Genomic DNA, 14,164 nt, shown 5'->3' with positions numbered 1-14,164 from the left:
TGGTTTGCCGGCTTCGGCAAACTGCGCATTCGTTTCGAGCGTCGTCTCGACATTCATGTTGCCTTGCTGTCCCTGGCTGCTGCCGTTATCTGTTCACGCTTTGTTGATGACTTGTGTTAGCCGCTCTAAATGGACGGCAGTAGATCAAAAATCTAACGCGCTTCATTGATTGACCACTTCGATTGGATGCGCATTTCGTGGAAGCTGAATACCTTTTTCGGTGAAATCGAACAGGCCAGGAGGAAGGTGATTCGTAGTGCTTAGATTGTACTGCGAGTGTTCGAGATCAGGCTATTTTTTGATCAGGTGCATTCTTCTTGCGCATCGAATCGACCTTCAACGGAAGCTTGTGAGCCTGACGGACAGGCGGTCGAGGATTGCGTCGGCGAGAGCCGGTTCTTGCAGCCGGGCTTGCCAGTGCTCCCAAGGATAGTTGGCTTGTAATGATCGTGGATCGCGTGCCGACGCGATCGTCGAGCACTTCGAGCAGATCGTTGCGCGTGCCCTGGTCGACGTCCTGCAGTCCCCAATCGTCGAGCAACAAGACTCCCATCTTGGCGAGCTGCGCGAGCCGACGTGTGATGCTGCCGTCTCCGCGCGGAATCGAAGAACATTTCTGCCGCTCATTTGGAGCCTTCCCTGGGACGCTTGAGAACGTGCCCGCGCAACTCGCAAAAATGCGCAAAAGCGGGCCGCTAGGGTCGACGACACCACGTACGCGATAGCTGCTGAAGATGCACCATTCGGCCTCGCATTCCTTTCTTACCTGGGCAAGCTGACGAATGTCCTGACGCAAGCGTATCTGGCAGGCCAAAATTCACTCTATGGCGTGCCCAACGTCTGGGAGCAAATGAACCGGGAGGGCATTGCGGTCGCGCGCTGCACGGACGGGCGGCTGATGGATCTGCAGGGCTTGCGAGGTGCAGTGAGCAGGAAGAATGGTCGTGACGACGCCCAATGCGTCCGCGCCTCTTTCTCGCACGCAAACTGTCGTAGTCTGGGAGCAAAGCCCACGCATCGAAACGTATCAAGACGTGGGACTTGCGCCTTCCGTCGAGCGCTCCACATGTTCATTGCCAGACGGAAGTCTGGATGCAGGCGTTCAACGTTGGTATCAGTCCGCTAGGTGCGTTGGCGTGCGCAACCCGATAATTTCCCTTGCTTCCGCCGGCGTGGCCGGCTCATAACCCATGTCGCGTACCAGTCTCACGATTCGCTCGGTCAGTTGCATATTCGTCGCGAGTTCGCCGGGACCATAGTACAGGTTGTCTTCGAGTCCAACGCGTACATGGCCGCCCAGCAGCAGAGAATTCATCGCAGAAGGCAGTTGCGCAGGCCCAATGCCGCTCACGCAAAAGATACTGCCCTTGGGAAGCAGATCCACCATCGACTGCAAAATACGCGGTGTGTAAGGCATCGCGTTCTGAAATCCTCGATGGGCGCCGAGGACAATGTTGACGAAGAACGGCTCGGTGTCGAACCCAGCGGCCGTGAGCGCTGCGACGTCCTGGACGATATGCGTCGGGCTGAACACTTCCCACTCGGGCTTGATGCCGCGCTTCTTCATCTCCGCCGCGAGCTGTTTCGAGCGTTGCGGCGACGTGTGCATGAGCAGTTCCTTGTCATCGAAACTCGCGATGATGGTGGTCGCATCCAGCGTGCACATTTCCGCACCTGCTTCGAGTCCCTTCAGTCGTTCTTCCCAGAGGATTTCCCAATAACCGTTGGGGGCCTGCGCGATCATGTCACCGTGTACACCGCCGCCTGTCGAGTTGTTGATGACAATGTCGCATCGCTCGCGAATGCGCGTGTTGATGTCACGATAAATCGACGGATCGCAGGTCGCACCGTCGTCGGGACGACGCGCGTGAATGGCGACAACGCTCGCGCCTGCATTGAAGCAATCGTATACGTCAGTTGCGATTTCGTGGGGTTGTGTGGGCAGGTGCGGGTTCTGCTTCTTGCTCGCCATGCCGCCCGTCGGCGCAATGGTCACGATCACTTTCGGTTTGCTCACGTGCTGTCTCCAGAAGATATTGTCTCGGGGAAATCTACTTTGTTCTGGGAACAATCTTTTATTGTTCGGCGTACAATGAAATTTATTCCCGCGTCACGGACGCATCAACCTGGGGTTAACGTGAGCCTCGCGTTCCGGCTGGGCTCGGCGGCCCCGCACCTTTCAGGGATTCTTCGACATGAATCAACCTCTCTTGCGCAAGGGCCGCATCCAGACGGTGCTTGGCCTGATCGAGCCCGACGGGCTCGGCCCCGCGCTGATGCATGAGCATCTGCTGATCGATCTCGTGCCGCCGCGTCTTGCCGGAGATGCCGATCAGGAAAAGACCGAAATCGACGTCTGCAATTGCTGGAAGATCAATTATGGGCAGTTGCCGTCACTTAAGAACTATCGGCTCGACCAGAAGGATGTGGCGATCGAGGAACTGGCGGAAATGCGATTGGCGGGCGGCTCGTCCATCGTCGATCTGACCACGGGCGGGCTCAAACCCGATCCTGAAGGACTAGTGCATATTTCGCGCGAAGCGGGCGTGCACGTTGTAATGGGTTGCGGTCATTACGTGCACGAGTATCACGCCCCGGCGAACGCGCAACGCAGCATCGACGATTTCGCGCACGAGATGATCGGGCAGATCACAGAAGGTGCGTGGGGCACGCAGGTTCGCGCGGGCATCATTGGGGAGATCGGCTGCCAGTCGCCGTGGACTGGTCAGGAGAGGCGCGTGGTGCATGGTGCGTTGATCGCGCAGCAGGAAACGGGCGCGGCGCTCAACATTCATCCTGGGCGACATGCGGACCAGCCCCAGGAAGTCGTCGATGCGATCCGGCGCCTTGGTTTTCCGCTCGAACGCGTCATCATCAGCCATATCGATCGCACGATTTTTGACGATGAGCGCCTGTTGCGTCTCGCCGATTCGGGGTGCGTGATCGAATTCGATCTGTTCGGCTGGGAGCAGAGCGCCTATCCGATGTCGGACATCGACATGCCCAACGACGGCGCGCGCCTGCGCATGGTGCGCACGCTGTTCGATCACGGTCACGCGGAGCGCGTGCTGATCAGTCACGACATCTGCACGCGCACACGCCTGGGCCGTTATGGCGGCCACGGATATCAGCATATCTTCGCCAATATCGTGCCGCGCATGCTGCGGCGCGGCTTCACGCAGGACGAAGTCGACACGCTACTCACGCACAATCCGCGCCGCCTGCTGACTTTCGTTTGAAGCGCCTTACTTCGCGAGCATGCGCTCCATGCCCGCAATCGTGACTTCCACGAAGGTCTCAAAGCTCGAGTCGAGCGGTACTTCGCTGCCGCTTTGCCAGCGCACGATGAACGCGCGATTTGCGAGCGCGGGCAGATAGCGCGCAAGCGTCGGGTATTCGAGAGCGCGAATCTCGTGGACCTTTTCCTGAAGCTGGCCGGTCCAGATCGCAAGATCGTCGGTGGGCAGCGGCGCGAACTCGAGCGTCGCGAACCCGACCATGCTCGCGACCGCCACGTTGTACATGTCGACGAGCCGCGCTTCGTCATAGCCCGCTTGGAGCAGCACCGCGAGAATGCGGTCGATCAGCAACGGGCTCAGGCTCGCATTGGAAACGAGTTGCGCGCCTACAAGCTGCGCGACGTTCGGATGCTGCTGCACCGATTTGCGATAGCGGCGGAACAATTCCCGAAACCAATCCTGCCATCCGAGCTTGCCGACTTCGGGCGTGACGCCCGCCATGGTCGCTTCGACCACAGCCGCGAGCAACGAGTCGCGGTTGGGCACATGCCAGTAGACCGCCGTGGGGTACACGTCGAGCTGGCGCGCCACTTCGCGCAGGCTGAAGGCCGTCAGGCCGTTCTGGTCGATCTGTTCGATGGCGACTGCGACGATGCGCTCGCGCGTGAGCGCATCGTCGGCGGGCGTCCTCTTCTTCCTGGTCGCGCTGCCCACGCGTTTCGCTCGCGTTGTAGTCGCGGCCGGGCGAGCGGGTGTTTTTGCCGTGACTTTCGTTGCTGGTTTTGCTGTTTTCGCGGCCGATTCTTTCGCGATTGATGGTTTTTTCACGTGTTCCCCGTTCTTTCGATGACTCGCCCGGCGCAGCACCCACACCAGTGGGGTCCGATCGGACAAGGGTTTTATTGTATACCGCACAGCGGTTTCTTCACCGCGCTCCGGGGGGGCGCCTCCGTTTTTTTCCTGGTTGCATTTCCTTTTTGGTCGCCATATAACCTCGCCTTGTTCGCTGAACAATAAAACAATGTTCGAAGAACAAACAAGCGGCTGACAACGTTCAGTCGTGACATTCCTCGCGACGGGTATTGGAGATCGTTATGAAATGGAAAATGTTGGGGAGCGCGATGGGTCTGATGGCGGCGAGTGCCGCGGCGCACGCGCAATCGTCAGTTACGCTGTACGGGGTCATCGACGACGGGCTTACGTTTGTTTCGAACCAGGCTGGGTCCCACGCCTACCGCATGGACGACAGCATCAGTCAGGGTGACCGATTCGGATTTCGTGGCGTGGAAGATCTGGGAGGTGGCCTGAAAGCAATCTTTAATCTCGAAGGCGGTTTCAATCCCAACACGGGTGCGTCACGCCAGGGTAGCCTCCTGTTCGGGCGCCAGGCGTATGTCGGACTCAAGAGCGATCGTTTCGGCGCGCTCACGCTCGGCCGCACCTATGACCAGATGACGACGACGCTGATCCGCTACCACGCGGGCTACTGGTCGGGTATCTATGCGTTCGACACCGGTGACCACGACCGCATTTCGGGCAACTGGCTTAACAACGTCGTGACTTACGTGAGTCCGACCGTGAGCGGTCTGCATTTCTCCGCCCAATACGCGTTCAATTCGCTCAGCGCCCCGGCGAACAATTACGGCGTCGCATACAGCCTGAGCGCGACTTACGAGCACGGGCCGTTCAGCATTGGTGCGGCAACCACCAGCATTCACGATTACACGGTCACGCCCGGGAGCAGCTTTGGCGTGGGTACGTTCCTCGGCACGGATGTGGCATTCACGTCGAAGGCCGTTGTTGTCGATCGCTATCGGACGGCCGGTATCGGCGCTTCGTACGACTTCGGCATCTTGGGCGTGTCGGGCCTCTACACAAACACGCGTTACGAAAAGGGTGCGAATGCCTCGACGATGCAAAGCTTCAACGTGGTCCTCCACAGCTATCTGCGCCCGGACCTCGTGCTCGCGGGTGGCTATGGCTATTCGAAGATGTCGCCGTATCAGTGGAACGAATTCAATGCCGTGCTCGACTATCTGCTTTCGAAGCGCACCGACGTATATCTGAGCGCGAACTACGACAAGGCAAACGGGGGCGCGCGCGCTGTGCTCGTGACGTTACCGATTTCGGGTAACGACAAGCAGCTCGCGTTACGCGTGGGAATTCGCCACAAGTTCTGATTTTTGCCCCTGCGCCAACTCGCTCCCTTCACCTGCCGGACCCGACCATGAACAGCAGCTCATCTCACGCAGGACCCTTCGATGCCTCTATGCCCGCCACGATCCGGGCCGAGCAGCGTCGCGCCATTGGCGCGGGCATGGTCGGCTACATCCTCGAATGGTTCGACTTCGGGGTGTACGGATTTCTCGCCGCCATCATCGCGAAGAACTTCTTTCCGTCCACGGACGAATTTACTTCGTTGCTGGCGTCGTTTGCCGTGTTCGGCGTCGGCTTCGTTGCGCGGCCCATCGGAAGCCTCGTGCTCGGCCGCATCGCCGATGTGCGTGGCCGACACATCACGCTCGCAATGACGATGATCCTGATGGCGATCAGCACTGTGGCGATTGGTCTGCTGCCGACCTATGAGCGCATCGGCATCTGGGCACCCGTGCTTCTCGTTTCGGCGCGCCTTGTGCAGGGTTTTGCCGCGGGTGGTGAGTGGGGCACGGCTGCGGCCTTTCTCGTGGAGTGGGGTGGCGCGAACCGGCGCGGCTTCTTCGGTGCGTTCCAGCAATCGAGCATCGCCGCGGGTCTGCTTCTAGGCTCGCTAGTCGCGGCGATCCTGAGTAGTGCGCTCGATACGGACGCGCTCGCATCGTGGGGCTGGCGCATTCCGTTCTTCCTCGGTGCGTTGCTCGGGCCCGTTGGCATGTATGTGCGGCGCCGCGTGAAGGAGTCTCCCTCATTCGATGGCGAAGTGGCACGCGCGCAGAAAATGAGCGGCGCCCATTTTGCCAGGTCAATCTTTCATGCGTTCTCGTTCGTGATCTTCTGGGCCGTGAGTTCATACATGGTCGCCGTCTACATGCCGACGTTCGCGAACAAGTACGCGCACATCTCGCGCATGCAGGCGTTGTGGACGAGCACGGCATCGCTCGCCACGGTGATGATTGCCGCTCCGCCCATGGGTGCGCTGTCCGACCGCATCGGCCGCAAACCTGTATTGCTCACGAGCTGCCTGTTCTTCGTCGTGCTCTCGTATCCGCTCTATGCGTTTATCGTGTCTGGTATCAGCTTCATGACGTTCTTCTGGACGCAGTTGCTGATGAACGTAGTCTTTACGATGTATTCGGGCGCAGGGCCGTCGGCGCTCGCCGAAATGTTCCCGACGCGCCTGCGCTCGACAGGTGTGGCCTTCGGCGGCGCGCTCGCGACGATACTCGGCGGTTTCTCGCCGTTCCTCACGACGTGGACGATTGCGTCGACGGGCACTGCGGCGAATGCAGGCTGGCTGCTCGCGGGCAGTGCACTTTTCACGCTGCCGGCGCTCGTGGTGATGAAGGATCGCGCGCGAGAGAAGGAGATCTGATTTCGCTGCACACTTTTGTTGTTCACCGTACAATGATATATTGTTTATAGCTATACCGCTCAACGAAGCAGGAAACCACAGAATGACGACGTCGATCCTTGTCGAGGCGCACGCGAATGTGCGCAGTGAAGCCGCAACGGTTGGCGAGGCTCTCGCCGCGGCCGCTGAGGCGTTCGCCGCGCGCAACCCGCAAAGCGCGCAACAGTACGAACACGCGGCCGAGGTCATGCCCGGCGGCAATACCCGTTCGGTGTTGTTTTACGAACCTTTTCCGCTAGCGATGGCCAAAGGCGAGGGCTGCCGCCTGTGGGACGCGGACGGTCACGAGTACCTTGACTTCATCGCTGAATTCAGTGCGGGCATTTACGGCCATTCGCATCCGCTGATTCGCACGGCCATCAATGCGGCCCTCGACGACGGCCTGAATCTCAGCGCGCACAATCTGCTCGAATCGCGTCTTGCGAAAGCGGTGTGCGAGCGCTTTGCGTCGCTCAAAACGGTACGCTTCACGAATTCTGGCACCGAAGCCAATCTCATGATGCTGGCCACCGCGAAAGCTTTTACAGGGCGCAGCAAGGTGATCGTGTTCGTAGGCGGCTATCACGGCGGTGTGCTCACCTTCGGGCGTGGCGCGAATGTGATCAACGTGCCGCACGAGTTTCTCTATGCGGAGTACAACGATCTCGACAGCGTGCGGCGTCTGCTCGAAGAGAACGCTTCCGAAGTCGCAGCGATACTCGTCGAGCCCATGCAGGGTGCGTCGGGTTGCATCGTTGGCGAAGCGTCCTTTTTGAAGGGATTGCGCGAGCTCGCGAGCGCGCACGGTGCGTTGCTGATGTTCGATGAGGTGATGACCTCGCGTCTTGCACCAGGAGGCCTCCAAGCCTCGCTCGGCATCGAGCCCGATCTGACGTCGCTTGGCAAATATATCGGTGGCGGCATGTCGTTTGGCGCATTTGGTGGTCGCGCTGACATCATGGCGCTGTTCGATCCGCGCAGAAGCGGCGCGCTCCAGCACGCCGGCACGTTCAACAACAATGTGATGACGATGGCTGCGGGTTGGATCGGCCTCACTCAGATCTATACGCCCGCCGCCTCGCGCGCGCTTACAGAGCGCGGCGACGCACTGCGCGAGGCATTGAACTCGCGGTTTCGCGCATCGGGCGTCGCGCTGCGTTTCTTCGGCATCGGCTCGCTGATGAATCTGCAGATCACCGACCAGCCAGTGCGCTCGGTGCGCGACATCGACGCGTCGATGAACGTGTTCAAGGACCTGTTCTTCTTCCATCTGATCGAGCACGGCATCTACATTGCGCGGCGCGGTTACGTCGTGTTGAGTCTGCCGGTCGGCGACGCGGAAATCGCACGCTTCGAATCGGCGGTGGCGAACTTCATCGAACGCTACGCGCACCTGCTGCCGCGCGGCGAGAAACCCGCGAGCTAACGCATGGATATCGTGGAACTGACCGCGCCAGAGTTGCGGCGAATGATCGGGAGAAAGGCGATTTCGCCGGTCGAACTCACAGATGCCTGCATCGCGAGAATCGAGGCGATCAATCCGTACGTGAACGCGATGGCCGCAACCGATTACGACGCGGCACGGCGCGCGGCGAAAACAGCGGAAGATGCTGTGATGCGTGGCGACCCGCTTGGCCTGCTGCATGGTTTGCCCGCTGGCATCAAGGATCTCGAAGCCACGGCTGGGCTGCTGACGACGCACGGCTCACCGTTGTATCGCGACCTCGTGCCTGGTGAAGACAATCTGCTCGTATCGCGTTTGCGTGCGGCGGGTGCGATCGTCGTTGGCAAGACCAACGTGCCTGAACTGGGTGCGGGAGCGAACACGCGCAACCCTGTATGGGGCGCGACGGGCAATCCGTTCAATCCGAACCGCAATGCTGGCGGTTCGTCGGGTGGTTCGGCAGCCGCGCTCGCATGCGACATGCTGCCGGTGTGCACGGGCTCCGACACGGGCGGTTCGCTTCGCATTCCCGCTGCGCTATGCGGTGTGGTCGGCTTTCGTCCGTCACCGGGGCTCGTGCCAAGCCCGCGCAAACTGCTCGGCTGGACGCCGATTTCGGTGGTCGGGCCGATGGGGCGAAGTGTTGCCGAAGCGCGACTGCAACTCGCCGCGACTGCCGGTCTCGACAGCGCTGACCCGCTGAGCTACACGATCGATACGGATGCATTTCTCGCGCCACGCGAAATCGATCTGAGCCGCTTGCGCGTGGGCTGGACCGAGGACTTTGGCGTGTGCGACGTCGACGACGATATACGGCGTACATTCCGCCGCAAGCTCGACGCGATGCGTGCGATGTTCGCCGTGTGCGAGCCGGTGGAACTGGATTTTGCCGATGCGCACCGCGCCTTCGACGTGATTCGGGCCGAGAGCTTTGTCGCGGGGCTGCGCGTCGCGTACGAAAACGATCCAGATTCGCTTGGTCAGAATACACGGGCCAACTACGAGCTCGGCGCGGCGATGACACTTGCCGATTCAGCATCGGCTCACGCCGCGCAAACGGCGATCATGCGACGCTTCCAGCAGCTGTACAGCCGCTATGACGTGATTCTTGCGCCGACCACGCCTGTCTCCCCGTTTCCGTGGACACAAATGTTCGCGAACTGCGTCGGCGGGAAAGCGCAGGCGAACTACTACCGCTGGCTCTCGCTGACTTATGTGGTCACACTATGCACGAATCCGGCGGCGACCTTGCCATGTGGAACCGACGAGGCGGGCATGCCGTTCGGGTTGCAGGTAATCGGGCCGTTCCGCGACGACCGGCGCACGCTCGATATCTCAGAGGCGCTGGAGTCGGCGTTTTCCTCGTCGGGGGAGTTGAGCCGGCCGCGCCCCGATTTACCTGCGCTTGCTCGGTGCGTCATCGAGCCTTCTTTGAAGTCGCTGGTCGCTTTTCCGAGCCGGGACACGGATAACGAGGGCCGGCGTGGCGTCGGGACGTCGCTGGTTTGATACGTCGTGGCGGAGGGTTTCTCGCTACTTCGGCCTTCGGAAGTTCGCGCCGGTTGCTTACGCCGAAAATTGCCGGGCGCCACGGTGAGCTGTTGTCATGGCGCCAATGGCTCCTGGCGTTGTCCATACGACGGTATCTCCGCAGAAGGAAGCGCTCAAGGGTCGGTTGTCGAGAGGTTGCGCAGAAGTCGAGCGCGAACCGGCACGATCTGGGACCCCCGAAGGCTGCTTACAGTCTGGGGATATCGTGCTGGAAGCCGAAGGGGCTGCCCCGGACGCATCCGACATTCGCCGGTTTCTCGAAGCCGTGCTGTCGACTGCGCATACTGGCAGTCCGTGGTATGACCGCTCCTGCGGTGCCCGGCCCATCGGACAGGGTGTATCCGCTTCCCGCGCCCGGCGAAACAGAGAGTGAATGTCAGCGAGTGTGCACGCACTGACAGGTCAGCGCCGAGTTCGAACCCGCGACGATCGTCTCGACTACGCTACGCGTCCGCTGGTATCTAGACTGGAACTCCTACGCTTCCGTGTGAATGCTCGGAGTAGCGTCTACGCGCTTGACCACTGCAGAGCTGGCCTGAAGAGTTAAAAATTCGTTTTGCTATTGGCACAGTCTGTGCCCTTGCAACGAAATGCCGCTTGAAGATGCGTTCGGATCGAATCCATTTTTCATTATTCGTCAATCCAACATAGCGCCTCTCAGCTTTCGTCCTTGTCGATCCGTTCGAGCCCGTAACCATAGCCGTAAACCGGCCTCAGTAGATAGCCGTTTTCGGGCCGCAGGCTGAGCTTCGTGCGCACCATCGACACGTGCGTATCCAGCGAACGGGAGAGAATGCCCAGACCCTGTCTCCAGATCGCGTCGAGAATCTGCGAGCGCGACAGTGGCAGGCTCATATGCTTGAAAAGCAGCAGCGCGAGTTCGAACTCCTTGTGCCTCAGCGTGACGGAATTGTCGCGCACAAACACGCGCTTCGAGCCCGGATCGAATTCATAATCGCCAAACACCTTCTTCTCAACCATGGCCTCGCTCGAACTGTGGGCGCGCAACAGTATGCCGATGCGCTTGAGCGGCGCCACCGCACTCAACGGTTTGCAGAGACAACCTTCAGTTCAGCGAGATTCTGACGGACCTGGCACAGCACTTCGTCGGCCTCCCGACCCGATGCGCGGTGTCCAGCGTGAGCAGATCGAACGGCCGGCTGCGTAACTGTCTGAAATGCGGCCTGCTGTTGTCGAACGTATGACATGCGTACTTTACGCTGCTGGCAACGCTCGGCACATCAAGACAGCCTGCGCTCGAGTCTCCATCAGAACTGCAATTCTCGATTTCGCGAACCTTGTTGACGAAGATCGGGTCGTTTGAGCGTTTGAATGAGTCCTTGTTGCCACGGGGAGTGGCGGTCAGGCGGACGAAGAGCAACCGCCCACAAGAGTCTCAATTGCAGCTGCCGGGGCTTGTATGGCGGTACGACGGTGATAGAAGTTGAGCGCCCTAAGGCCCCCTAGTTCTTCGCCGCCACCGGCCCGACCAGGCCCGCCATGGAGTGACATGGGCATGACGTTGCCGTGACCGGTCTGGGTTTGCTGGACAGAAGGTGAGGCGGCGTGCACGCGACCGTGTGTGCCTGCAAGCTCAATCGCGACGCGACCGAGATGGGCATCGTCATTCGAGAAAACCGAAGCCACGAGTGATCCGTCGCCGCGGCGCGCCAGCTCAATCGCGTGAGACTCGGGAAGGTTGTCCGCATCAGCCGGGCGGTAAGGTGCCACCGTGGCGACCGGGCCGAACACCTCTACTTCATGCAGGTGGCTCGCGTTATCCGGGTCGTTCACGACGAGGAGGTACGGCGCGATGCACGCTGATCCGTTGGGGTCTGCGTCCAGCAAGTTCACGTCAGCGCCATCGAGGGCCAAGCCAGCTTACGTGCGAAGCGCAGCAATTCCAGCCTTCACGTTCTCCAGTTGCTCCCTGCTTGTCCGAGCCCTCCAGCAACTTGCCCAGTGTGCGTTGTGGGTGAGGTATCGCCCCCGAATTGGGGGGGCGCGTCATGTGTGTTTCGTGGAAAGCCTCTTGTGAAAACCCTACCGCCAATTGTCATCGCGACGACTGAATTGAGGCGGGTCCAGGAAAACAATGATATCTCCAAGCACAATCGGAGACATCGCGATGAAACGCAAGGTGATTGTCACTATTGCCTCGATTGCCGGTGTGGCTCGCAACTCTCAAGGCCCGAATTTCCCGACCCAGTCAAGAGGGATTGATGTGGCGCGCCGCCGGAGGGCGGGTGTGAGCATAGCCGCGATGCATGCGATGTGCCCAGACAACGGCGCCACCTGCGATGCCGATGTCCGCCGTGCGATAAACGAGCGCATTCGCGATGCAGGTTGTGACATCGCACGCAACAATTCGGCGGGAGATGGGATACACAGAGACATGATTCGCGAACTCCCGGGCGAAAAATGGGAAATAGCCTTCGAAGTGCGTATGAGAGGCATGGAGGCCGGGTCCGAGAGATGTACCTTGAGCGCCGCCATCGACTTCTGGCCACCGGCCAAGACCCCCGCGCTATACCGACAGCCCAGCATGATTGTTGCGGTCAAGCGCTTGCCGCGCCTGGGCTACACATCGACTGCTGCGCCAGTTCGACTAGCGTGCGCTCGCCCTTGTCCGCTATCGGTGCCACTTTCATTTTGAGTGCCGTTGAGCGCGAGCGTCGGTTTCTTTTGGCCATTTCCGTGGTTTCCTTGTTCGTATTATCGCTGGCTGAGAACCCGGCAGATCCATCTCTCCCGCTGTACAAATCTTCGCGCCACCTCTAAAGGGGGGCAGGCGTTAGCGAACGGCGGCCACTGTGATCCAGTTGACCATGCACCCAACAGTTCGACGGTGCGTCGAACCTTCCACAGTCATCTTCTTGCTAAGCAAAAACCATTGCTTGCCAACTATTTTTGAACAAGGTAAAAGTTAATTGTACGGTGAACAATGAAAACGACGACGCTGAACAATTTACTAGGATGATAGTCAATCTAACCGGGTCAACAGTGATGAAGAGCATCTACCTGCAGGAAGAGTCGAGCGCTGATGCTGCAGTTCGTCCCAGCATCGGGGAGCAGCGACGCGCAGTAACCGCCGGCATGGTCGGCTACGTCCTTGAGTGGTTCGATTTTGGTGTGTACGGTTTTCTCGCAACCATCATCGCAAAGAACTTCTTTCCTTCGCATGACGAGCTAACTTCGCTGCTCGCCTCGTTTGGCGTGTTCGGTGTTGGTTTCGTCGCACGCCCGTTAGGCAGTGTCATTTTTGGACGTATTGCCGATAAATTCGGCCGACATACGACGTTGGCAACGACGATGATTTTGATGGCAGTAAGCTCCACAGCGATCGGCCTACTTCCAACGTACGAGTCGTTAGGTATCGCCGCCCCGATCCTGTTGATCTTGGCACGTCTTGCACAAGGTTTCTCTGCGGGTGGGGAGTGGGGCACCGCAGCGACCTTCCTTGTCGAATGGGGAGGGAGTAAACGGCGAGGCTTCTTCGGAGCGTTCCAGCAATCGAGCATCGCCTGCGGACTTCTTCTCGGCTCTGGTGCGGTTGCGGTACTGAGCAGCATGCTCTCCCCCGAAGCATTGACGTCCTGGGGATGGAGGCTTCCGTTCCTCGTCGGCGCGCTTCTCGGACCCGTTGGGTGGTACGTCAGGAGGCGAGTTCAGGAGTCGCCCGTGTTTGTGCATAGCGAAGAGCATGTTCAGACAAGCAGAACACAATTCTTAAAAGCGATCTTTCACGGCTTTTCATTCTTGATCTTCTGGTCCGTCAGTTCCTATATGGTCGCCGTTTTCATGCCCTCGTTCGCCATTACCTATGGGCACATTTCGCGTCCTGTCGCGCTTTGGAGTGGCACAGCCTCGCTCGCACTGGTTGTTGTGGCGGCACCGCTAGCGGGAGCGCTTTCTGATCGAATCGGGCGAAAACCACTGCTCGTTTTTAGCTGCGTGTTCTTTGTCTTTCTTTCGTATCCCCTTTATCGATTCATCGTTTCCGGCCTATCGGACGCAGAGTATATCGCCGTGCAATTGCTGATGAACCTTATTTTCGTGCTTTACTCCGGGGCCGGGCCAGCATCTCTCGCGGAGCTCTTTCCGACCAGATTGAGGTCGACTGGCGTATCGGTCGGCGCTGGACTTGCTGGAATCTTTGGCGGCTTCTCTCCATTTCTCACGACTTGGGCCGTCTCGATTTCCGGGTCCGGGGCCACTGCGGGATGGTTACTGACGGCGAGCGCACTGTTCACGTTGCCTGCGCTCCTGGCGATGCAAGATCGCGCGCGCCATGGTCACATCTAGGGCAAATCACCCAAAGAGGGAAGATTTTCTTCTTCGTTTGATTATTCATTTAATAAGGTTCTTTGCAGTGTCCGTTCG

At 59.5% G+C, this 14,164-nt stretch carries 10 protein-coding genes and 4 pseudogenes; 9 read left to right on the top strand and 5 right to left on the bottom strand.

The annotated features are described in order from the left end of the window. Nucleotides 1-120 (top strand): annotated as a pseudogene (locus tag G3N97_RS20580) (IS5/IS1182 family transposase); the annotation flags it as partial. A 166-nt stretch (nt 121-286) separates the two neighbouring features. Here the strand turns inward: G3N97_RS20580 and G3N97_RS39525 are convergent. After that, on the bottom strand, nt 287-796 hold the full coding sequence (locus G3N97_RS39525) for an ATP-binding protein (RefSeq protein WP_241030705.1): 510 nt from the start codon (nt 794-796) through the stop codon (nt 287-289). 24 nt (nt 797-820) lie between these two features. On the opposite strand from G3N97_RS39525, the pseudogene G3N97_RS39520 reads away from it, so the two are divergent. Beyond that, nucleotides 821-928: pseudogene (locus G3N97_RS39520) on the top strand (IS3 family transposase); the annotation flags it as partial. Nucleotides 929-1,114: 186 nt separating this feature from the next. On the opposite strand, the gene G3N97_RS20570 reads toward G3N97_RS39520, so the two are convergent. Next, complete coding sequence (locus G3N97_RS20570; protein ID WP_205994850.1) at nt 1,115-2,017, bottom strand: 3-keto-5-aminohexanoate cleavage protein; 903 nt, start codon at nt 2,015-2,017, stop codon at nt 1,115-1,117. Nucleotides 2,018-2,195: 178 nt separating this feature from the next. On the opposite strand from G3N97_RS20570, the gene G3N97_RS20565 reads away from it, so the two are divergent. After that, complete coding sequence (locus G3N97_RS20565) at nt 2,196-3,239, top strand: aryldialkylphosphatase (RefSeq protein WP_205994849.1); 1,044 nt, start codon at nt 2,196-2,198, stop codon at nt 3,237-3,239. A 6-nt stretch (nt 3,240-3,245) separates the two neighbouring features. Here G3N97_RS20565 and G3N97_RS20560 read toward each other — a convergent pair whose 3' ends face one another. Then, nucleotides 3,246-3,953 (bottom strand): TetR/AcrR family transcriptional regulator, encoded by a 708-nt coding sequence (locus G3N97_RS20560; RefSeq protein ID WP_346778095.1) that lies wholly within the window; start codon nt 3,951-3,953, stop codon nt 3,246-3,248. A 380-nt stretch (nt 3,954-4,333) separates the two neighbouring features. Here G3N97_RS20560 and G3N97_RS20555 point away from each other — a divergent pair, with 380 nt between their 5' ends. From G3N97_RS20555 to G3N97_RS20540, 4 genes are all read left to right on the top strand, one after another. After that, nucleotides 4,334-5,419 (top strand): porin, encoded by a 1,086-nt coding sequence (locus G3N97_RS20555; RefSeq protein ID WP_205994847.1) that lies wholly within the window; start codon nt 4,334-4,336, stop codon nt 5,417-5,419. A gap of 89 nt (nt 5,420-5,508) precedes the next feature. Then, a complete protein-coding gene (locus G3N97_RS20550) occupies nt 5,509-6,768 on the top strand; it encodes an MFS transporter (protein ID WP_241030704.1) in 1,260 nt (419 codons plus the stop codon). A gap of 82 nt (nt 6,769-6,850) precedes the next feature. Next, nucleotides 6,851-8,212, top strand: a complete 1,362-nt coding sequence (locus G3N97_RS20545) for an aminotransferase class III-fold pyridoxal phosphate-dependent enzyme (protein WP_205994845.1) — start codon at nt 6,851-6,853, stop codon at nt 8,210-8,212. A 3-nt stretch (nt 8,213-8,215) separates the two neighbouring features. Beyond that, entirely contained in the window at nt 8,216-9,739 is a 1,524-nt protein-coding gene (locus tag G3N97_RS20540; RefSeq protein WP_205994844.1) for an amidase family protein, read from the top strand. Between the two features lie 699 nt (nt 9,740-10,438). Here G3N97_RS20540 and G3N97_RS40185 read toward each other — a convergent pair. After that, complete coding sequence (locus tag G3N97_RS40185) at nt 10,439-10,819, bottom strand: winged helix-turn-helix domain-containing protein (RefSeq protein ID WP_346778094.1); 381 nt, start codon at nt 10,817-10,819, stop codon at nt 10,439-10,441. A 324-nt stretch (nt 10,820-11,143) separates the two neighbouring features. Further along, nucleotides 11,144-11,716 (bottom strand): annotated as a pseudogene (locus G3N97_RS20530) (aldehyde dehydrogenase family protein); the annotation flags it as partial. Nucleotides 11,717-11,876: 160 nt separating this feature from the next. On the opposite strand from G3N97_RS20530, the pseudogene G3N97_RS39510 reads away from it, so the two are divergent. Next, a pseudogene (locus G3N97_RS39510) lies at nt 11,877-12,254 on the top strand (3-keto-5-aminohexanoate cleavage protein); the annotation flags it as partial. A gap of 533 nt (nt 12,255-12,787) precedes the next feature. Beyond that, nucleotides 12,788-14,086, top strand: coding sequence for an MFS transporter (locus G3N97_RS20520; RefSeq protein WP_205994842.1), 1,299 nt, complete (start codon nt 12,788-12,790; stop codon nt 14,084-14,086). Nucleotides 14,087-14,164 lie beyond the last annotated feature (78 nt).

The organism is Paraburkholderia sp. Ac-20347 (genome assembly GCF_017104805.1).
GTDB classification, from domain to species: Bacteria; Pseudomonadota; Gammaproteobacteria; order Burkholderiales; family Burkholderiaceae; genus Paraburkholderia; species Paraburkholderia tropica.
This window is presented reverse-complemented; position numbering and strand designations above follow the sequence as displayed.